19 protein-coding genes are annotated in these 20,309 nt (G+C 37.9%); 11 read left to right on the top strand and 8 right to left on the bottom strand.

The window, feature by feature from the left end; all coding sequences use genetic code 11:
• The first annotated feature begins 34 nt into the window (after positions 1 to 34).
• The 3 genes from HDE68_RS03335 to HDE68_RS03345 all read left to right on the top strand — a co-directional run bounded on the left by HDE68_RS03335 (position 35) and on the right by HDE68_RS03345 (position 5,246).
• Positions 35 to 3,193, top strand: coding sequence for a SusC/RagA family TonB-linked outer membrane protein (locus tag HDE68_RS03335; protein WP_183878888.1), 3,159 nt, complete (start codon positions 35 to 37; stop codon positions 3,191 to 3,193).
• 25 nt (positions 3,194 to 3,218) lie between these two features.
• Complete coding sequence (locus tag HDE68_RS03340) at positions 3,219 to 4,820, top strand: SusD/RagB family nutrient-binding outer membrane lipoprotein (protein ID WP_260171600.1); 1,602 nt, start codon at positions 3,219 to 3,221, stop codon at positions 4,818 to 4,820.
• A 282-nt stretch (positions 4,821 to 5,102) separates the two neighbouring features.
• Positions 5,103 to 5,246: a hypothetical protein gene (locus HDE68_RS03345; RefSeq protein WP_183878890.1), complete on the top strand. Its 144-nt coding sequence runs from the start codon at positions 5,103 to 5,105 to the stop codon at positions 5,244 to 5,246.
• A 103-nt stretch (positions 5,247 to 5,349) separates the two neighbouring features.
• On the opposite strand, the gene HDE68_RS03350 is transcribed toward HDE68_RS03345, so the two are convergent.
• Positions 5,350 to 5,880 carry a multiprotein-bridging factor 1 family protein gene (locus HDE68_RS03350; RefSeq protein ID WP_183878892.1) on the bottom strand — a complete coding sequence of 177 codons (531 nt, stop codon included), beginning with the start codon at positions 5,878 to 5,880 and terminating at the stop codon, positions 5,350 to 5,352.
• Positions 5,881 to 6,261: 381 nt separating this feature from the next.
• Entirely contained in the window at positions 6,262 to 6,726 is a 465-nt protein-coding gene (locus HDE68_RS03355) for an Lrp/AsnC family transcriptional regulator (RefSeq protein ID WP_183878894.1), read from the bottom strand.
• A 167-nt stretch (positions 6,727 to 6,893) separates the two neighbouring features.
• On the opposite strand from HDE68_RS03355, the gene HDE68_RS03360 reads away from it, so the two are divergent.
• Positions 6,894 to 8,033 (top strand): histidine decarboxylase, encoded by a 1,140-nt coding sequence (locus HDE68_RS03360; protein ID WP_183878896.1) that lies wholly within the window; start codon positions 6,894 to 6,896, stop codon positions 8,031 to 8,033.
• On the opposite strand, the gene HDE68_RS03365 is transcribed toward HDE68_RS03360, so the two are convergent.
• The gene (locus tag HDE68_RS03365) at positions 8,008 to 8,370 is read right to left on the bottom strand and encodes a response regulator transcription factor (protein WP_183878898.1); all 363 of its coding nucleotides are present in this window, start codon (positions 8,368 to 8,370) and stop codon (positions 8,008 to 8,010) included. The genes HDE68_RS03360 and HDE68_RS03365 overlap by 26 nt on opposite strands.
• A gap of 426 nt (positions 8,371 to 8,796) precedes the next feature.
• Between HDE68_RS03365 and HDE68_RS03370 the strand changes: the two genes are divergently transcribed.
• The 3 genes from HDE68_RS03370 (at position 8,797) to HDE68_RS03380 (ending at position 11,373) form a co-directional block, all read left to right on the top strand.
• On the top strand, positions 8,797 to 9,492 hold the full coding sequence (locus tag HDE68_RS03370) for an AcvB/VirJ family lysyl-phosphatidylglycerol hydrolase (protein ID WP_183878900.1): 696 nt from the start codon (positions 8,797 to 8,799) through the stop codon (positions 9,490 to 9,492).
• 190 nt (positions 9,493 to 9,682) lie between these two features.
• Positions 9,683 to 10,063, top strand: a complete 381-nt coding sequence (locus HDE68_RS03375) for a chorismate mutase (protein ID WP_183878902.1) — start codon at positions 9,683 to 9,685, stop codon at positions 10,061 to 10,063.
• 41 nt (positions 10,064 to 10,104) lie between these two features.
• Complete coding sequence (locus HDE68_RS03380; RefSeq protein ID WP_183878904.1) at positions 10,105 to 11,373, top strand: ATP-binding protein; 1,269 nt, start codon at positions 10,105 to 10,107, stop codon at positions 11,371 to 11,373.
• 54 nt (positions 11,374 to 11,427) lie between these two features.
• On the opposite strand, the gene HDE68_RS03385 is transcribed toward HDE68_RS03380, so the two are convergent.
• Together HDE68_RS03385 and lspA are read right to left on the bottom strand one after the other, a co-directional pair.
• Entirely contained in the window at positions 11,428 to 12,093 is a 666-nt protein-coding gene (locus HDE68_RS03385; RefSeq protein WP_183878906.1) for a peptidylprolyl isomerase, read from the bottom strand.
• A gap of 20 nt (positions 12,094 to 12,113) precedes the next feature.
• Positions 12,114 to 12,608, bottom strand: coding sequence for a signal peptidase II (gene lspA, locus HDE68_RS03390; protein WP_183878908.1), 495 nt, complete (start codon positions 12,606 to 12,608; stop codon positions 12,114 to 12,116).
• A 263-nt stretch (positions 12,609 to 12,871) separates the two neighbouring features.
• On the opposite strand from lspA, the gene HDE68_RS03395 reads away from it, so the two are divergent.
• Positions 12,872 to 13,354 carry a low affinity iron permease family protein gene (locus HDE68_RS03395; protein ID WP_183878910.1) on the top strand — a complete coding sequence of 161 codons (483 nt, stop codon included), beginning with the start codon at positions 12,872 to 12,874 and terminating at the stop codon, positions 13,352 to 13,354.
• 173 nt (positions 13,355 to 13,527) lie between these two features.
• On the opposite strand, the gene HDE68_RS03400 is transcribed toward HDE68_RS03395, so the two are convergent.
• The 3 genes from HDE68_RS03400 to HDE68_RS03410 are packed head-to-tail and all read right to left on the bottom strand — an operon-like array spanning position 13,528 to position 16,638.
• Positions 13,528 to 14,100 (bottom strand): ferritin-like domain-containing protein, encoded by a 573-nt coding sequence (locus tag HDE68_RS03400; RefSeq protein WP_183878912.1) that lies wholly within the window; start codon positions 14,098 to 14,100, stop codon positions 13,528 to 13,530.
• Positions 14,101 to 14,158: 58 nt separating this feature from the next.
• Entirely contained in the window at positions 14,159 to 15,793 is a 1,635-nt protein-coding gene (locus HDE68_RS03405; RefSeq protein WP_183878914.1) for a murein L,D-transpeptidase, read from the bottom strand.
• A gap of 23 nt (positions 15,794 to 15,816) precedes the next feature.
• On the bottom strand, positions 15,817 to 16,638 hold the full coding sequence (locus HDE68_RS03410; protein ID WP_183878916.1) for an alpha/beta fold hydrolase: 822 nt from the start codon (positions 16,636 to 16,638) through the stop codon (positions 15,817 to 15,819).
• Between the two features lie 163 nt (positions 16,639 to 16,801).
• On the opposite strand from HDE68_RS03410, the gene HDE68_RS03415 reads away from it, so the two are divergent.
• From HDE68_RS03415 to fabV, 3 genes are all read left to right on the top strand, one after another.
• Positions 16,802 to 17,422 carry a phosphatase PAP2-related protein gene (locus tag HDE68_RS03415; protein WP_183878918.1) on the top strand — a complete coding sequence of 207 codons (621 nt, stop codon included), beginning with the start codon at positions 16,802 to 16,804 and terminating at the stop codon, positions 17,420 to 17,422.
• Between the two features lie 102 nt (positions 17,423 to 17,524).
• Positions 17,525 to 18,985 carry an aminoacyl-histidine dipeptidase gene (locus HDE68_RS03420; RefSeq protein ID WP_183878920.1) on the top strand — a complete coding sequence of 487 codons (1,461 nt, stop codon included), beginning with the start codon at positions 17,525 to 17,527 and terminating at the stop codon, positions 18,983 to 18,985.
• A gap of 41 nt (positions 18,986 to 19,026) precedes the next feature.
• The gene (fabV, locus tag HDE68_RS03425; protein WP_183878922.1) at positions 19,027 to 20,217 is read left to right on the top strand and encodes an enoyl-ACP reductase FabV; all 1,191 of its coding nucleotides are present in this window, start codon (positions 19,027 to 19,029) and stop codon (positions 20,215 to 20,217) included.
• Positions 20,218 to 20,309 lie beyond the last annotated feature (92 nt).

Here is a 20,309-nt window from a genome sequence, read left to right on the forward strand (position 1 = left end):
CAAACAATATTCAACTAAACTTAAAAAACCAAACATGAAAAAATTATTACTATTCACATTATTAATGCCTGGCCTGGCGATGGGAGCAAATCTCACCAACGCAGGTAATTCGGTATTAATTAGCTGGCCAGTGCATCAGGCCGGTTCTTTAGGTGCGTTAAAAACAAAAGCAACCATCAAAGGAACAGTAAAAGATGCAAGCGGATTACCTTTAGTTGGTGTCAGCGTACAGGTTAAAGGGACTAAACTCAGTACTCAAACAGATTCAAATGGTAACTTTGCTATCACGGCAAATACTGGCGATGTATTGGTGTTCTCTTATATCGGTTATGTACGTCAGGAGGCAAATGTAACTTCTGGCATAGTGAATATCACACTTCAGGAAGATTCAAAACAACTTGGAGAGGTTGTTGTGACTGCCTTAGGTATTAAAAAATCAGAAAAAACAATTACTTATGCTACACAGCAGGTAAGCGGATCGGAGCTGACCAGGGTAAAAAGTGATAACTTAATGAATTCCCTGAATGGTAAAGTATCGGGTGTAACCATTTCCCCAAGTGCTTCGGGAGTTGGGGGTTCTGCTAAAGTTATTTTAAGGGGTAACAAATCGGCAGGTGGAAATAACCAGCCATTATATGTAATTGACGGGGTTCCTATTTCTAACGGTTCAAATGCTAACGGACAACCTAATAATACCTTCGGAAGTAATGTTGGACAAGGCGGGGGTGGAACTACAGCACTAAGTGCAAGTCAGGACGGGGGTGATGGTATCTCTAACCTGAACCCTGAAGACATTGAGAGTCTTACAGTCTTAAAAGGGGCATCGGCTTCTGCTTTATATGGTAGCCAGGCACAAAATGGGGTAATTTTAATTACGACTAAAAAAGGAAAAGCGGGAAAAGCTGTAATCAGTTTCTCATCTTCTCTGACCCTGGATAAAATTGCTTATAAACCTAAATTTCAAAATAGCTATGGTCAGACCACTGGCGGAGCAGATAGCTGGGGAGATAAAATACCATCAGCACAGGATAATGTAAGTTCTTTCTTTCAGACAGGAACAAACCTGACAAACTCTCTGAGTCTTTCTGGTGGAAATGACATTGCGCAATCTTACTTCTCTTATGCGAATACTGCTGCAAGGGGTATAGAGCCAACTAATAAATTGTCCCGTCATAATATTAACTTCCGTGAGACGGCCCGTTTTCTGGATAATAAATTAACTGTAGACGGAAATGTTAATTATATAGCTCAGCAAATTAATAACAGTCCTGGTCTGGGTTTTTACCTGAATCCTTTAACAGGTCTGTATTTATTCCCAAGAGGAAGAGATTTATCTCAGTATAAAAATCAATTTGAATTACCCGGAACTATTGAGGGGGTTTCTGTTCCAAAACAAAACTGGCCTTTCAATGAAGATGTACAGCAGAATCCATGGTGGATTCTTAACCGGAACCTGAACGAGTCGAAACGTAACCGTATTTTATTAAACGCTAGTGTTAAATATGACTTTACAAGCTGGTTAAGTATCCAGGCCCGTGGAAATATTGATCGTTTCACAGATGTGTATGAGCAGAAATTATATGCAAGTACAAATGCTGTACTGGCTAAAGAGAACGGACAATTGCTGATGAGTAACCAAACCACACAGCAGAAATATGCCGATTTATTACTTACCTTTTCGGTGCCAACCAAATCTGACTTTAAAATCGATGGTGTATTAGGAACGAGTGTAACTGATAATAATACTTTCGGTAATATTATCGGTCCTAATGCCGACAATAGCTATACTGGAAAAGGTTTAACTGTACCTAATGTATTTCTTCCTGAAAATATAGTGACAGCAGTAGGCGGGCCTCCAATAACCACTTTGCCAAATAACCATAATCAGATACAATCGATATTTGCAAACGCGAATATTGGCTATAAAAACTTCGCTTTTTTAACTCTCACAGCAAGAAATGACTGGTCATCGAATCTTTCATTTACCCCGAATAACTCTTATTTCTATCCTTCGGCAGGTTTATCATTTATCCTGAACCAGATATTTACTTTACCTGAAGCTATTTCATATGCCAAAATAAGAGGTACTTATGCGCAGGTAGGTAACACAGTGCCAAATTATGTAACCAATCCTTTAACCCACTTTAATGCTGGCGGTGGTGTACGCTTAAATGCTGTTGCACCTTTCCCGGAGTTGAAGCCTGAAAAAACAAACTCTTTTGAGCTTGGAACTGACCTGCGTTTCCTGAAAGACAGATTAAACGTAAGTTTTACTTATTATAAATCTAATACCAAAAACCAGTATTTTCAGATTATTCCTTCTTTTACAACTACTTTTTCTCAAGGATATGTTAATGCCGGAAATGTTCAGAACTCAGGTATTGAGTTTATGCTGGGTTACGATATCATCAAAAACACTAACCTGACCTGGAACTCTTCATTCAACGGATCAGCCAATAAGAATAAAGTAATTGATGTAGATTCAAAAGATGGTATTAATGCATTTATATTAACGCCTAACCGTAACAACACTTATCAGTCAGAATTAAGAACCGGTGGTTCATTCGGGGATATTTTTGGAGTTACTTTCAAACGTGATGATCAGGGACGTATTTTAATCGGTGCTGATGGTAAGCCATTAGTTAATGATGGTTATAATTACATCGGAAACCCAAATCCTAAATTCCAGATCGGATGGAGCAATAGTTTTGATTACAAAAGATTCAGACTAAGCTTCCTGGTAGACGGAAAATTTGGCGGACAGGTATTATCTCTAACAGAAGCAGTATTGGATAAATATGGTGTTTCTGAAGCATCAGGCAACGCCAGAAATCAAGGTGGTGTAAATATCAATGGAGTAGATGCAGTTACTGGTAAAGCAATTACAAGTGCTGATCCAAGAACATGGTACACTTCTGTAGGTGGCCGTGATGGTATTACTGAAAACTATATTTACAGTGCAACTGTAGTTCGTTTGCGTGAAGCATCTTTAGGTTATACTGTTCCATTTACAAAGGGAGCGATTAAAAGCCTGAGGTTCTCTGTTGTTGGAAGAAATCTGTTTTACTTCTATAAAAAAGCACCTTTCGATCCTGAGATTACCATGTCTACAGGTAATGGATTATCAGGTGTAGATGTATTCAGTCAGCCAGCTACGCGTGGTTTCGGTTTCAACCTGAATCTTACTTTGTAAAATGTTCACCATTAAAATTAAAAAGATGAAAACTCAATATATGATACGCAATGGTTATAAGTATGCACTGTCTGCTTGTCTTGCATTAGCAGTACTTACATTTACCAGCTGCAAGAAGAATTTTGAAGATTATAATACTGATAATACGGGTATAGGCAAAGGAAACTTCCAGGTTGGATTGATCTATCCGGGTATTCAGGCTGCTATTTTTGGCGGAGAAGCTGACTACCAGCTGAACCAAAATTTAAATGCAGACTGTTATTCAGGTTATATGATGTCGCCAAACCCTTTCAGGGGAAATATCAATAACCTAAACTACAGTTTGGTAGACGGATGGAACCAGAATATTTTTGTAACTTCTTATACCAACTCATTTTTTGCAATCAACGCGATTGCGAAATCAGGAACAAGGACTTCGCAGCCAGACTTCTGGGGTATTGCCTTGATCCTTAAAGTTGAAACGATGAACAGGCTGACCGATAAATTTGGCCCTGCAGCTTATAGTGGCGCAGGACAGACTTTAATGAATACACCTTATGATTCTCAGCAAAATATCTATAAACAGTTCTTCCTTGAACTGGATACTGCTGTAACTAACCTGAATACTTTTGTTAAAGCTAATCCTGGTAAAGTTCCGTTTCAGCAATATGATCTAGTTTATGGTGGTGATTATACCAAATGGATTAAATTTGCTAATTCACTGCGTTTGCGTTTAGCTATGCATATTGTGAAAGCAGATGCTGCTACTGCGCAGACTCAGGCGCAAAAAGCATTAGATCCGGCTAATGGAGGCGTAATGACAACAAATGCTGACAATGCTGGTATCTCAGGAGGAGGAACGCACAACCCGCTTGAAGTCATTACAACAAGCTGGACTGATATTGCTTTGGGCGCACCAATAGAATCTTATCTTGTTGGTTATAACGACCCTCGTTTACCTGTCTATGCTTCTCCGGCTACAGACCCTCGTTTTGCTGGTCAGTACAAAGGTATCCGTATCGGATCATTGGTTACTGCTAAGCCTGGTTACAATGGTTATTCTGTATTAAATAGCAATACTATTGTTAAAAATACCTCGCCTATGATGATGATGACTGCTGCTGAAGTCTGGTTTCTTAAAGCAGAAGCAGCATTACGCGGATGGACAGGTGCAGGAGATGCACAGACTAATTATACAACAGGAATTCAGACTTCCATGGCACAGTGGGGGCTTTCTGGCGGTAATTATATCAATGACAATACAAGTGTTCCTATCGCTTATGTTGATCCTGGAAATGCAGCGAACAATTCACCTGCTGTTTCAACAATCACCATACAATGGGATAATGGAGCTGCAAATGAGCAGAAACTGGAACGCATCATTACTCAAAAATGGATTGCGATGTTCCCTGAAGGTCAGGAAGCCTGGACAGAATATCGTCGTACAGGATATCCTAAACTTTTTCCTGTAGTCACTAACAATAGTAATGGAACTATTGATACTAAAATTCAGATCCGCAGATTAGCATTCCCTCAAAATGAATACTCAACCAATGGGGCTGAAATTGCAAAAGCTGTTCAATTATTGAATGGCCCTGACAATGGTGGTACCAGGTTATGGTGGGATGTAAACAAGCCTAACTTCTAAGTCTAATAATACCTCTCGGATTCGTCTTAAGCGCAAGCTTAAGGCGAATTTTTTATTAGAGCATGTTTTTTTTTAAAATAATCCGGATGTAGTATTTTTATTATTATTTGGTTTTTATGTGTTTTTCATATCAAAACCTAATAATATTGTTTTATAGTGTGCTGTCTTTTTGAATATTTGTAAGTGGTTGATAATAAAAGAAGTATATCGAAATATAATTTTGTTATATTAGCCACGTAAAACAATAATTTCGAGTCATTTAAATGATATTATTCAATAATCATGGAAAACAAAACGGCAGAAAAAGCAGTGAGTAAACTGACAAAAGATCCAGAGATAGTAAAAACTATTGTAGATATCCTTTCTAAAGATCTGGAGGCTATAAAAGAACTCCTGAACCGGAAAACCCTGACTGAAAAGGGATAGTCCAAAATTCTTATCAAAAGAACCGGACCTTAGATCCTGTCTGATTTTATAAAAAACAGGATCCCTGGTTCTGTATCGTCATTGATTTAAACAGCTAGCCCGCTTAAATCAATTGATATTTATTCAATTTGCCACAAGCTGATTTGCTTGTGTTAATTTTACTGCTCCTGACCCCTCTGCTTAAGATATTGGTTATACGTGCAGTGGAGATTTCCAGCTCATATTCCTGTTTGTATTTTTCGGCAATCTGTTTACTTGTCCTTGGTTCGTTTAGAAAACCTGACCTTAGTAATTGGTCCATATACTTTCCATAATCAGGCATTTTATCTCTTAAATAAGAAGGGTCTATGTTTTTTGAAGTGATGTACAGTCTGATGTTTTCTCTTAAAATATCTTTAGATGGAATTGGGAAATCAGGATCAGATAACTGATAATGTTTAACGCCGAAGGTATCGCTCAGGGTCCGCTGGGCTAATATCCCAATATTGATATCTCCCTTTTCAATGGAAGCAATATAAGATTGATAGAGTTGAGCAAAAGTAGCTAATGCTTCCTGGGAAATGTTTGCCTCTATCCTGAAAGTTCTCACACGGTTACCGTATTCTTTTAATGTGTTTTTATCGTTTTCTGCCACGGTTGCAAGGTGATGATTATTAATTACCTTAATTTATATATAATGTTATTTTTATGTAAAATAATTATTTCAAGGAATTATTAATTATTTTCCTGGCAAATTAAAATATCTAAATGTAGAAAACAGTGAACGTACTGTTTGCTAATATTTTCTATAAATCTTTAAAATATTTAAAGCCAGATTAACATATATATATGTTATTCTGGCTTTAACATAGGAGATTAATCGGTTTTGTATAACTATCATAACAATGAGGAAGTTAATTGTCCATTCCAACCAGCTTATTAAAGAACCACCAGATTAAAAATTTGAGGAAAGAAACGGGCAGGCCCAAACCAAACAGGTTAATACTCAAGGAGCCTGCTGGTTTCCATCCTGGTATTAATCGAGTACGTAGGCGGTTTGGTGTTTGATTTCAGTCATTACAAATGAACTCTGTACATGTGCAATATTTTCAATAGTGGCTAGTTTATTGGAGAGAAAATTCTGATAACTATTCATATCCTTAACCACAACTTTTAATAAATAATCAAAATTACCTGCTACGTGAAAACATTCCATCACTTCGGGAACTTTAATAATAGCTTTTTCAAATGCATTAATTAATGGTTTGGAATGTAACTGGAGAGAAACGTTAATAAAAGCAACAATCGTTTTTCCAATTTTATCCCGGTCCAGCAGGGCGACATATTCTTTAATTACCCCCGACTGTTCAATCTTTTTGAGACGTTCGTAAGTTGGCGTAACAGTCAATCCTATTTTACCTGCAATCTGTTTCGTGTTCAACCGGGCATCTGCTTGTAAAACTTTTAAAATCTTCTTGTCAATAGGGTCAAATGTGTCCATCGTAGTTTTTTTTTACTGTATCAATTCGTTTCATACCTCTTAAAAGGTTTAAAAAACTTGTAAATATCCATATAATAGTGTTTGTTTTCTAATTCATACCAAATAATAGTTTTATAAAATCAGGATAGCTTATTTTACAAATCATTTAAACTGATTGTATTCGCAAAATGGAACAGCATAACTTATCTGCAGAAAATGCAGGAAAACTCAAGGACTTAATGGAAAGATTAACAGCGGATTCAACATTAATGCTTGGATACCCGGTATCGAAAGATTTTGATTACTCCGAACTCTCAGAATTTCTGAATTTTCCAATTAATAATCTTGGTGATCCATTTGTTGCTTCCACTTATAATGTAGGTACGCGTGAAATGGAAAGAGAAGTACTTGAGTTTTTTGCAGAATTGTTCAGGGCCCCGGTAAATAACTGGTGGGGATATGTGACTAATGGTGGTTCAGAAGGGAATCTTTACGGGTTATATCTGGCCAGAGAAATCCATCCAAAGGGGATGGTTTATTTTTCGCAGGCTACGCATTATAGCGTTCAGAAGAACCTGCACCTGTTAAATATGTCTAATATCGTAATCCGCACCCAGGCGAGTGGTGAAATTGATTATGATGATCTTAGAGATACCATTAAAATGAACAGGCATATGCCTGTAATTATTTTCGCCAATATCGGAACTACCATGACCGAAGCCCGTGATGATGTAAGCAAAATCAAAAAGATCTTACAGGATCTGGCGATTCAGCATTATTATATCCATGCAGATGGTGCATTATCCGGAAGTTACAGTGCATTTATAAATCCTCGTCCGGCATTTGATTTTGCTGATGGGGCAGATAGTATAGCAATCAGTGGTCATAAATTTATAGGTTCTCCGATCCCTTGCGGTGTGGTAGTGGTTAAAAAGAACAATCGTGACCGTATTGCACGTTCGGTCTCCTATACAGGAAGTATGGATACCACGATAACCGGTTCCAGAAATGGACATACGCCATTATTTCTATGGTATATGATTAAGAAACTGGGGCTGGAAGGATTTAAAAAGAGGGCATTGCACAGTTTAGAAGTCGCAGCTTATGCAGAAATCAAGTTAAAAGAGATAGGCATTAATGCCTGGAGAAATCCTGATGCGATCACTGTTAATTTACCTGAACCAGCTGAACAGGTCAGGGTTAAATGGCAATTAGCCTTAGAAAATGGCTGGTGCCATATTATTTGTATGCCAAATGTGACTAAAGATCAGATTGATCAGTTAGTAGCAGAGATTGTAGAATCTAGTGTAATGTTATCTGTTTCTTAATTCTGAACAGGATATCATTCAGGTCAAAAGGTTTGCTGATAAAATCATTGGCGCTGCATTGCTGAAAAACAGTATCTGCAGAAGCATGTGCTGACATTACGATAATAGGTATATCTTTTGTTTTCTGGGTAGTTCTGATCTCTTTGCACAGTTCAAGCCCGTTGCCATCAGGAAGCATCACATCTAATAAATACAAATCAGGAATACTTTCTGACATGGCCGCATGGAAGGAAGAAATATCCGGGAAAAGTCTTACTTTATAACCTTCATCTTCCAAAATGAACTCTATTATCTGTCTGATATCCTGATCATCTTCTACAACATGTATTTGCTTCATCGTTATTCAATAGGTTTCTAATAGAAATAAGCCCGTTTTTAGCTGGAAAGCTAATTGCAGGCCGATAGCTTACACTATTAAAATAATTCATGACAAACCCTGTACCAAAGAAATGGTTTTACCAAATAAAGGATATTTTTATCCTCATTTAATTGTTATTTTTATAATCAAGGGGGTTGAACTTCCCGGTAAAACCCCCTGAATGAGAAACCGGCATCCACCGGTATGGAATAAATTATCTGTTCAAATATAAAAGTGCACCCGATTCTAAAAAATGATTGAAATCACATATTTTGTAATTGACTATTGCAGGCTTAATAAATATGATCTGGGCTTTACATAGATTAATCGCATCTATGTGGCTTTTTCTTAACTTTGCATCTAAACGATGAGGGGGAACTCTTGTTTTCATACAAAACCAAAACGATGAAGATAATAACCATTTTAAGCTCCTGTATGCTGATTATGGCATGCGGCCTGATGAAAGTGAATGCACAGTCTCCCAGTGAATTGTCTGGATTTCCATTACATGCACATTATGTCCGCTCTACTAAACCACTGGTAGTTTTTCTGACTGGTGATGGCGGTTGGAATAGTTTTTCTGAATCAACTGTAAAAGAGTTAGTTAAAAATGGATATGCTACTTTAGCCCTCGATACCCGTAAATATTTCTGGAACCAGAAAAACCCTGATCAGTTTGCAAAAGATATGCAGGTAATTTTGACTTCCTATATGAAAACATGGAATAAGGATTCTTTTTCTATGATTGGGTATTCTTTTGGGGCAGATGTTGCCGCTTTTGTCCCGTCCCGCTTAACGGAGCCGCTGGCAGAGAAGCAAAATTCTTTAGTACTGCTTTCTCCGGGCTTTTCGACCGGTTATGTAGTTAAACTGAAAAACCTGTTGAATTTCGGCTCTACCGATAAAGAAAAATATAAGGTCAATCCTGAATTAGTAAAATCTGTAATTCCTGTTTTATGTATCTTCGGTAAAGACGAGGACAGTGAATTTTATAAAGCTATAAAACCGACAGATAAGATACATAAAGTTATCATTCCGGGGTCTCACCGCTTTGATGATGATATACCGCAGGTAGTAAGAGCAATTATTAAAGGGCTTTAAAAAGAAACGGGGATAAGTCTCCGACTCATCCCCGCTATCTAAATTAACGCTCTCATATATACAGACGCTTATATTTACGCTTTATTGTATCAGCACCTGATTATTTTTTTTATTATGCTATAAAATCTGTTATCATTTTATATAACTGGTAACATAGGAAATACTAATTTAGCTTTTCAAATCTTTCATTATGAACTTATATAGCCGGATACTATTTTCATTTACTGTGTTTTTGTTTAGTTATACCGGGGTTTCTGCACAGCATACAGCTGTGAAAGCCGCCGTTGGCAAGCCGGATTTACTACAAATCAGCAGGAAAAAAATTGATTCACTGGACAAACAGTTGATAGAGCTGATTGGAGAACGTGAAAGGGTTGTCAAGGAGATTGGTCTGTATAAGGCTCAAAATAATATTCCCCCTTTGCAGGCAGACCGCTTTAAACAAGTGCTGGAAAAAAGTATTGCAGCTGGTGGAAAAGAAGGCTTGTCTGCCGGCTTTATTACAGAGCTGATGAATGCAATTCATAAAGAAAGTCTGAGAATCGAAGAAGAAATTAAAACCACTAATTAATTATTGCTTAGTTTTGAAGGCAATTATATCCTACCAGTTCTATGGCAAATAACGTGAACATCACTTCTAGCGGCATACAAAAGGTTTTACGGAATTACAATGAAAAGCAAGCGCTTGCAGAGTATATCTGGAATGGTTTTGATGCTAATGCTGATACCGTTGAAATTAATTATACCGCCAATGAACTTGGTTTCATGGATAGGCTGGAGATTTATGATAATGGATATGGGATAAACTTCAAGAATCTGAAAGTTAAATTTGATCCTTTTTACGAATCTGAGAAAGCATTACAACTGGCTGTTAACAGAAACAGATCAGTGATGCATGGTAAAAATGGGGTAGGCAGATTAACCTTTTTCAAATTTGCCAATGATGCAGAATGGCAAACTACTTTTTTGCAAAATAATGCGCTTAAAAGCGGAAGGATCAGGATTGGGGTATCTGCATTGAATAACTATGAGGCAGGTTTACTGGACATGCCGCTGAGCGATAAACCAGGCACAAGGGTATTGTTCTCTAATATTAAGATCTTAGAAGAGAACATGGAGCTGGAAATAATCCCTTTCCTAAAGGCGGAGTTTTGCTGGTTTCTGGAGTTGAATAAGAAAAGGAATTATAAAATTCTAATCAATGGTATTCCTTTGGACTATAGTGGTAACATCCAGTCTTATGAAGAAGATATTATCCTGAAAGATGAAGTTTCGAAAACTGTATTTAAGCTAAAGTTTGTACAATGGAAAGAATCTTTGCATAAAGAGCTTTCCAAAGTTTATTATATCAATGAGAGGGGAGAGGAGAAATTTAAAGAATATACTACGCTAAACAAGAAAGCGGATGAATATTTTCACAGCGTATATATTGAAAGCGAGTTTTTTACTGATTTTGACTTTAGCGGAACTGAGTTTGATATACAGGTGAAGTTATATAACCGTTCAAAATCTTCTTCAGAATACAAATTCCTGAGTAAAAGGGTTAATGAACTGCTTCGTGCTAAAAGAAAGCTTTTCCTGAAAGAGTATTCCAGCAAACTGCTTCAGCGTTTTGAAAATGAAGGTGTGCTTTCTCTGAATGATAAAGAACCGCTCGATCCGGAAAGAAAAAGCATCTTGCTGAGTACTTTAAAAACAGTTTATGAGATACAGCCTAAAATTTTCAGTAATCTGAGTATAGATCAGAAAAGAACATTTATTGCGCTGATCAATGCATTGCTGATATCCGATCAGCGGGGTAGCCTGCTCCATCTGCTGGAAAATATTGTGGACCTGGAAGAAGAAGAAAGAGCTGAACTTAAACTGTTACTGTCAATTTAAGAGCTCAAAGCCAGTTAACCTTAATCTTAAATAGTAAATTAATATTCAGGTTTCTTATTGCCTGATCAATTTTTCGGCTTCTTTTCTGTTTAAGATAGTAAGGGTGAAACTCTCCTTTTTAAGTGGGCGGTCGTGTTGGTCTGTATCTGCTTTGTTAATTGCTTCGGCAACCTCCAATCCTTTTACTATTTCTCCAAATACAGTGTAATCCTGATCAAGACGCGGTATACCGCCTATCTTTTTATAGGCCTGGCGCTGTGCTGCTGAAAATTTAATCCCTTTTTTTATTTCGATTTCATCCAGTTCAGCATCAGTTTGTATTTTGCCTTCTACCAGGTAAATCTGGTCAAAATAAGAGCTCTTTTCAGGATTTTCATCCCTGCCAGCACCTAATGCTCCCTTTTTATGAAAGCGGTCAGGTCTTATTTCTGCTGCCAGACGCTCAGCAGGATTACCTGGTTTAAGTTTTTCTCTCTCTAATATGGTTTCATCCAGTTCACCGCCCTGACTAACGAAGTTTTTAATGACCCTGTTGAATTCCTGATCTTTAAAAAGACCTTTTCTGACAAGACGAATAAAATTATCCCGGTGATTTGGGGTATTATCATAAAGCATAATCAATATATTGCCTTTTTGAGTCGATAAACGCACATAATTACTTTGTGCCTGGGCAGTGAAAATCAAAAAAGATAAAATAATAGTTAGGGCCGTTAATCTCATAGCAGATAAAATTGTTTTTGTTACGCTAACTTGAGCGCTCTTTTAACATATAAGTGTATAACAAGTATGATCATTCCAATCATAATGGAAACATCAGCCAGGTTGAAGATTCCTGTTTTTAGGATATAGAAATCTATATGTACAAAATCTGTTACTGAGCCATATAACAATCTATCATATAGATTCCCTAACCCGCCGCCAATTACAAAACAAATACCCAGTACTAACAGGTTATTCAGTTCGCTGTTCCTTAGCAGGTAATAAATCCCATAACAAAGGGCCAGTAAGGGGATTAATGATAAAAAGATAAACTTAACAGAATCTGCCAGGGAATCTCCGGTGCTTAGAAATGCCCCGGAATTTTCAACTTTGGTTAGTATCAAATGATTACCAACAACATTAATAGTTTCATGATAAGCTATGTTATTGCGGGCGACATTTTTAGAGAGCTGATCACAGCCTGCATTTGCCAGAACCAGCAATACAATAGATATATTTCTTAAAATAAGTTTCATTTGAAATGATAATTTCCGCTATAAACTTAACCTGTTTAGTTTGTAATCTCAAATTAATAATCCTTTTAGCTTCCTGGAGCTCATTTTGTGATATTATAACAATAAATCAGCTTTTTGAGTTTAATTCTTTCTGCTCTTAATCCTTGTAGCTGAACCCTTAAATGTAAAATGCACACCTCAAATTTAATTGTAAGCGTAAAAACAGAAGGCCGGTCTTATTGTTATAGCACCAAATAATCATTGAAAAAATAATTTCATCCCTCATGGAAAAAAAGAAAGAGTCCTTTTTTGAGAAAATGGCTACTAAAATTACCTGCTGGACTGGTACTTCGGCAGCATTTGGTATTGCATTAGCAGTAGTTGTTGTCTGGGCTATCAGCGGGCCTATTTTTAAGTATTCTGATACCTGGCAGCTGGTCATTAATACAGGAACTACTATCATCACTTTTATGATGGTCTTTTTAATCCAGAAATCTCAGAACAAAGATTCTAAAGCTATTCAGCTAAAATTAAATGAATTGATTGCTGCAAGTATGCATGCCAGCAACAGGATGGTTGACATTGAAGACCTTACTGAAGAAGAACTGGATGTATTGCGTAAATACTATCAAAAGCTCTCTGATATTTCAGAAAAGGATGAAGATATCCATAATTCTCATTCTATAGACGCGGCAGCTCACAAGGAAGAAGAAAAAAAGGAACATCAGGAAAAATACCACAATCGAAAAAGATCTTTGCCAGAATAATACGATATCATCAAAGTATATTTATCTATAAACGGATAATATCCTTCCTGAAAAAGGTGTTTCGTGAAAATGCCCTCAAAAAATCTTTTGAGGGCATTTCAGTTTCAATTTGGAAATCCTGCGGTTTCAGGAGATTTTTTTAAGGATTTCCTGTTGCCTTTTCTACTGCGATATTATTCGGCGGCAGCTTCTGCATTCACATAGCCTGTTGCGATTTCAGTCAGTGCAACATCCGTTGCCTTTTCATTGTCCAGCGTTTGCTGTAATAAATTTGCCGCATCAGTATGCCCCATGTTTTCGGCGAAAGTTTTTAAGGTGCCATAAGTGGCAATTTCATAATGTTCTACTTTTTGGGCCGCAAGAATTAAACCTGCATCTCTGGTCAGTGTACCTTTATCTGTATCAGCAATAATAGAATCTGCTTCTTCCAGTAAACCGGCCATTGCATCACATTTTTTTGCTGCAGGCTTCTCATCCAGCAATGCAAATACCTCTTCTAAGGTGTCAATATGCATTTGGGTTTCCTGAGTGTGTTTTTCAAAAGCAGCTGCAAGATCAGTACTTGTTGCCGCTTTTGACATCTTTGGAAGTGCTTTAACTAAATGTTTTTCTGCCCAGTAGATATCCTTCAATTCATCTACAAAGAATTTATGGAACTCTGAATCTTCCATTTTGCCAGTCAGACCTGTTGTTTTTTTTGAATTAGCTTTTGAAGCTGTACCTGTTTTTTTTGCTGTAGTTGCCATAAGTTATCGATTTTGAAAAGCCATAACTCATTGTCGGTGAAAAAGTTTAATTTATTTTTTATTTAGCAGGAAACAGTTGTTCAGCCATTTTCTGATCATGACCATAAATGTCTTCTCTGAAATTGATCAGTCCGTTTTTATCTACCCAGCTGGTAAAGTAAGCTATAATTACAGGTACAGGCACTTTCATCGTCACCCATACTTCTGTCTTCGAATTCATTGCTTTATCAATTTTTTCTGTTGTCCACTCTGGTCTGTCAGCCAATAAATATTCAGCTAAAGATTTCGGCTTCGCCAGACGGATACAACCGTGGCTGAATGCGCGTTTATCTTCCGCAAACAGGGATTTGGCAGGGGTATCATGCAGATAAATATTATAACTGTTAGGGAACAGGAACTTGACACGTCCCAAAGAATTTGAATTGCCTGGTTTTTGACGTACCAATGGCAGGCCATCACTAAAACCATACTGTTCCATATTTTTTTGTGCAAGGAAATTACGGTTTTTACGCATTGCAGGTAGTATTTCGGCACGTACGATACTTGGCGGGATATTCCAGTAGGGGCTAAAAACAATGTTTTTTAAGTTATTACTGAATATTACCGTTTTGCTGGCTGCTTTTCCAACTACGATTCCCATGTTAAGCACTTCTTTTTTAGCTTCAAATACATGCAGCTTATATTCCGGGATATTTACTAAAATAAGTTTCCCATCAGGCATCAGAGGCGACCAGCGGATTCTTTCCAGGTTGATCAGCATTTGCTGGATACGGGCTTCAACAGGTGTGTTTAAAGCAGTCAGTAATGCGCGGTCTGGTTTCCCGGTTTGACTATAGCCAAATTGTAATTGTGCATTTTTGATTGCTGCGGTAAATTCAGCAGTATAAACGTGGCTGGAATCTCCGGCTTTCCAATCACCAAAATCAATCAGTCTTTGTTTAAGCTGTGAAACCACTAATCCTGAATCCCCTTCTTTTAGCTGTTTAACAGCAGCAAGGTCAAGTTGTGGCCAGTTACCTCTTTTCTGAATACTGTACCAGCGGATTAATTCTTTATTTAAGGTTTTATAATAGCTGTTTACAGGTTCCCATTGTTCTATTCCAGCGCCCTTTTTTGCGACCAGCGAATCCAGTAAAGCAACTGCATTGATTTTCTTTCTGGGAATATACCATTGTAAAGCTGCAGGATCTACTTTTCCGGCATAAGCATTAGTTACAAAATTAAAAAAATGCTGGGTTAGCTCCAGTTCCAGCTTAACCAGAGCCGGGCTCACTGCGCGGATCAGGGTATCTTTACTCACCAATATATTTAGCTGATTACGCAATACCATATCATTTTTAGTACTATCCCTGGAAGTTGAATCATAACTTTTATCCAGTTCATAAAATACCCTGGTCTGTTCTGCAATCCCTTTTTCTGTTAACCAGGCAAACTGAAAGTTCCTGCTGTTATAGAAATTCCTCAAACGGAGTGCTGAGCTATCCTCCAGTTTAGTATCAATAATATATTTCTCCAGTTCCATACTATCAATTAATAGCTTAGTCACTGCATTTTTAGGCGTAATAGTTACATCTCTGGCTATTTTTTTAGTCTCTTTTCGCTGACATTGTACTAAGAATAAAGATGTCAGGACGATCAATAACAAGAACGGAGATCCTGAAATTGAAAAAATGGAGCGGAGTTTTAGTTTCATCTGATCAATATATTAAATATATGTTATTGCCTGATAACGGGTTGGAAGAATTCGTCCACTTTGCGGTTAAATTCATCTCTGTGTTCAATTAAAGTAGCATGTCCGGATTTAGGAACAATCCATAACTGGCCCTCAGGAATATGTTTGGCAATTAAAACCGTATGTTCGGTGTTAATCAGATCATGATCACCACCAATAATTAATGCAGGGCATTTAATCTGGCTCAGTGCTGTTAAAGGAATATTTGGCTGTTGCCAATCCAGTAAAAAGACTTTCCAGTCATTCTTTTCTTTCGGTGTTTTATAGTTTTTGTCCTTACCTGCTAAAAAAGTCTCCTGTTCAGATTTCCAGAATTCAGGTTTCAGTGCAGTAGAATCAGGCCAGAGATTTGCACCGGTTGAAGCCAGTTTGATTACTTTTTCAGGATGTCTTATAGCCATCATCAGTGCATTAATGCCGCCATCACTCCAGCCAACCACATAGGCCGAATCCAGGTGCATAGAATCGAGTAAAGCGGCATAGTCATCAGCCATCATTTCGAAACTTAAAGAGTCACGTGTGTCTATAGAATTTCCATGCGCACGGCTGTCGGCTACAATCACTTTGTATTTTTTAGAGAAATAGGGGATATTGCCAGTAAAAGAGCTGATATCACCACCATTTCCATGAATCATCAATAAAGGTTTACCAGAACCATAAGTCTCATAGTACATTTTAAAGCCTCTGATGTCAAAGTATTTTCCTGTCTTTTTGTTGTTTCCGTAATTAATTACTTTATCCTGACAGGCATTGATCAGCAGGACTAAAACACAGCAGGAAAATAGAAATATGTCTTTTATACGCATAGTATTTTGTGATGTAGGGTATTTAATAAGGGGTACAATATGGTCAAATATTGGGGTAAAATAGGGTTTTTAGTCGTATTTCATCAATATTTGCTCCAAAAATATAAAGGCGGGAAAAGTAATATTATATTTGTTGCGACAAAATCTAACCTGATTCATATTAATGCAGACTAAACAGCTGACCTGGCAGTTCGCCTGGGAGTATCCGGCCTTCAGGGTGAAATTTATATTAGGACTCTTAGTGATGTTTCTGATACTTTTTTACCTGCAGGATTTTTTCTTGTTTATACAAGCCCGGAACGGTGTTTTGATGGATGACTGGGTATTGAGCCGTTTACCAGCTCATGATGTTTCTCATTATATCTTTCTTATACTTTATCCGGCAACAGGTTTTTTCATCTGGAGGCTGATCAAGAATTCTTCTATTTGTATTACTGCGCTGTGGGGATATATTTTTCTCTGTCTGGCCAGAATGATTACAATTTCGCTGATTCCGCTGGATGCGCCCATGAATCTTGTTCATCTCAGTGATCCTTTTTCTATCATTTTTTACGGATCAAATGTGATTACAAAAGACTTGTTCTTTTCGGGGCATACCGCAACGCTGTGCCTGGTAGGGCTATGTCTGGAAAATAAAACTGAAAAAATGATCATTTTCTTTGCCACCGCGGTATTGGGTGTTTTGTTGTTAATTCAACATGTGCATTATACAGCAGATGTACTTGCTGCGCCAGTATTTAGCTATATATTCTGGTATCTTGGCAAAACTATAACAAGGATCTGATTTGGCAGTCCTTAGGGCCTGTTTAAATTGGCCAGTCATTAATTTACGTATAATTTTAATCAGGGAATCTGCCATACAGGCTGATTCCATATATCCTTTTAAATGGAAGTTAAAAATTTAGAACCTCAGGAACTCTGGAGCAATTTCGCAAAGCTGAACGCTGTGCCCCGTGCTTCAAAAAAAGAAGAACGTGTAATTGCATTTATGGTCGGTTTTGGAAATGACCTTGGCCTGGAAACAGTGACAGACCCTATTGGAAATGTAGTGATCAAAAAACCTGCAACTCCGGGTATGGAAGATCGTAAAACAGTAGTTTTACAGTCTCACCTGGATATGGTACATCAGAAAAACAGTGATACCGTATTCAATTTTGACGAGCAGGGCATTGAAATGTTTGTTGATGAAGACTGGGTTAAAGCAAAAGGGACTACACTGGGGGCTGACAATGGAATAGGTGTAGCGGCAATCATGGCTTTATTAGCCTCAGAGACGATCGCACACCCCGCTTTGGAAGCTATGTTTACGATTGATGAAGAAACTGGCATGACGGGCGCTAAAGAGCTTGATCCGGTTAACTTCTCTGGTTCTATCTTATTGAACCTGGATACAGAAGAAGATGATGAACTAACTATCGGCTGCGCCGGAGGAATAGATACCAATACCAGTTATCAGTATCAGCAGCAAAATGTTGCAGCTTCGTCTGTAGCTTTTGAAATTACCATTAAGGGTTTGAAGGGCGGACATTCAGGAATGGATATCCATAAAGGCAGAGGAAATGCCAACAAACTGATGAACCGTTTATTTTATACTGCTGTTGAAACGGTAAATCTTCAATTAAGTACAATCAATGGTGGCAGTTTAAGAAACGCGATCCCAAGAGAATCAGCTGCGGTAGTAGTGGTGTCTGATAGCGAAAAAGTAGTGTTCGAAGAATTTGTCAAAGCATTCACAGCATTACTTCAAGAAGAATATCAGACTGTAGAGCCAGGATTAACTGTTTTGTTAGCTGAAACGGTTTTACCTGCACAGGTAATGGTTAAAGCTGATTTCAAGAAGATCCTGAATGCAGTTTATGCTATGCCAAATGGTGTTTTCAGAATGAGTCCTGATATTGAGGATTTAGTGGAAGCTTCCAGTAATCTGGCCAGAGTAATTGTTAAAGATGGCTCATTTATTACCCAGTCTCTGCAACGCAGCAGTGTGGAGAGTACTAAAACTGATGTATCCAATGCAATTCGTGCTTCTTTTGAGAATATGGGCTGTGAGGTTAAACAGGCAGGGGATTACCCGGGATGGAAACCTAACCCTGATTCTGATATTTTAAGATTGATGACAGGATTATATCAGACTGCTTTTGGTAAAGAACCTAAAGTTGATGCTTGCCATGCCGGGTTGGAATGTGGTATTTTAGGCGGTCACTTACCTGGAATGGATATGATTTCTTTCGGACCTACTATCAGAGGGGCACATTCGCCGGATGAAAGAGTTCAGATCTCTTCTGTTCAAAAATTCTGGGGCTATTTGCTTACTATTTTAAAAGAAATCCCCAAAAACACTAAATAAAAAAGAATTACTTACTTTAGACCTTTTTTAAAGAAACATTTATGATTATTGCACCAAGAATACGTGGTTTTATCTGCCTGACTGCTCATCCCGAAGGATGTGAGCAAAATGTTGTCAATCAAATTAACTACGTGAAATCAAAGGGCGCTATTGCTGGCCCTAAACGTGTATTGGTTATTGGCGCATCTACAGGATTTGGATTGGCATCAAGAATTACCAGTGCTTTTGGATCTGACGCATCTACTATCGGTGTGTACTTCGAAAAGCCACCTGCACCAGGCAAAACAGCTTCACCAGGCTGGTATAATACTGCAGCTTTTGAGGCTAAGGCACACGAAGCTGGTTTATATGCTAAAAGTATCAATGGAGATGCTTTTTCTGATGAAATCAAACAAAAAACATTAGAACTGATCAAAGCTGATTTAGGTCAGATTGATTTAGTGATCTATAGCCTGGCATCGCCCCGCAGAACACATCCTAAAACAGGGGTTGTCTATAATTCTGTTCTGAAACCAATTGGTCAGAGTTTTACCAACAAAACAGTAGACTTTCATACTGGTATAGTTTCTGATATCTCGATTCAGCCAGCTAATGAAGAAGAAATTGAAAATACCGTTGAAGTGATGGGAGGGGAGGACTGGGGTTTCTGGATCGAAGATCTTAAAGCTGCTGGTTTATTAGCAGAAGGAGCTACTACTGTTGCTTATTCTTATATCGGGCCGGAAGTAACTGAATCGGTTTACCGCAAAGGAACGATCGGCCGTGCTAAAGATAACCTGGAAGCTACTGCTTTCAGTATTACTGAAAAGTTGAAAGATTTGAATGGAAAAGCATATGTTTCTGTAAACAAAGCTCTGGTTACCCAGGCTAGTTCTGCTATCCCGGTTATCCCATTATATATTTCGTTGCTTTATAAAGTGATGAAAGCTAAAGGGACACATGAAGGTTGTATTGAACAGATTCAGCGTTTATTCCAGGATAGATTATACACTGGTGCTGAAATTCCAACTGATGCTAACGGAAGAATCCGTGTGGATGATTGGGAAATGGATGAGGCTGTTCAGGCAGAGGTCAGCAAACTATGGGCTGGCATCTCTACAGAAAGTTTGCCGGAATTGGGCGACCTTGCCGGTTACAAACATGACTTCCTTAATCTGTTCGGCTTTGATGTGGCTGGTGTGGATTATGAGGTTGAATCTGATGAAATGAAACAAGTGCCAGGATTGGTTTAAATCTGGATTTTATTGATATTAAAAGAGGGTTTCCATTTTTGGGAGCCCTCTTTTTTTATGTGATATTGTGTGCTTTTTTATTGATTTACAGT

Source organism: Pedobacter cryoconitis, from assembly GCF_014200605.1.
Taxonomy (GTDB): Bacteria; Bacteroidota; Bacteroidia; order Sphingobacteriales; family Sphingobacteriaceae; genus Pedobacter; species Pedobacter cryoconitis_B.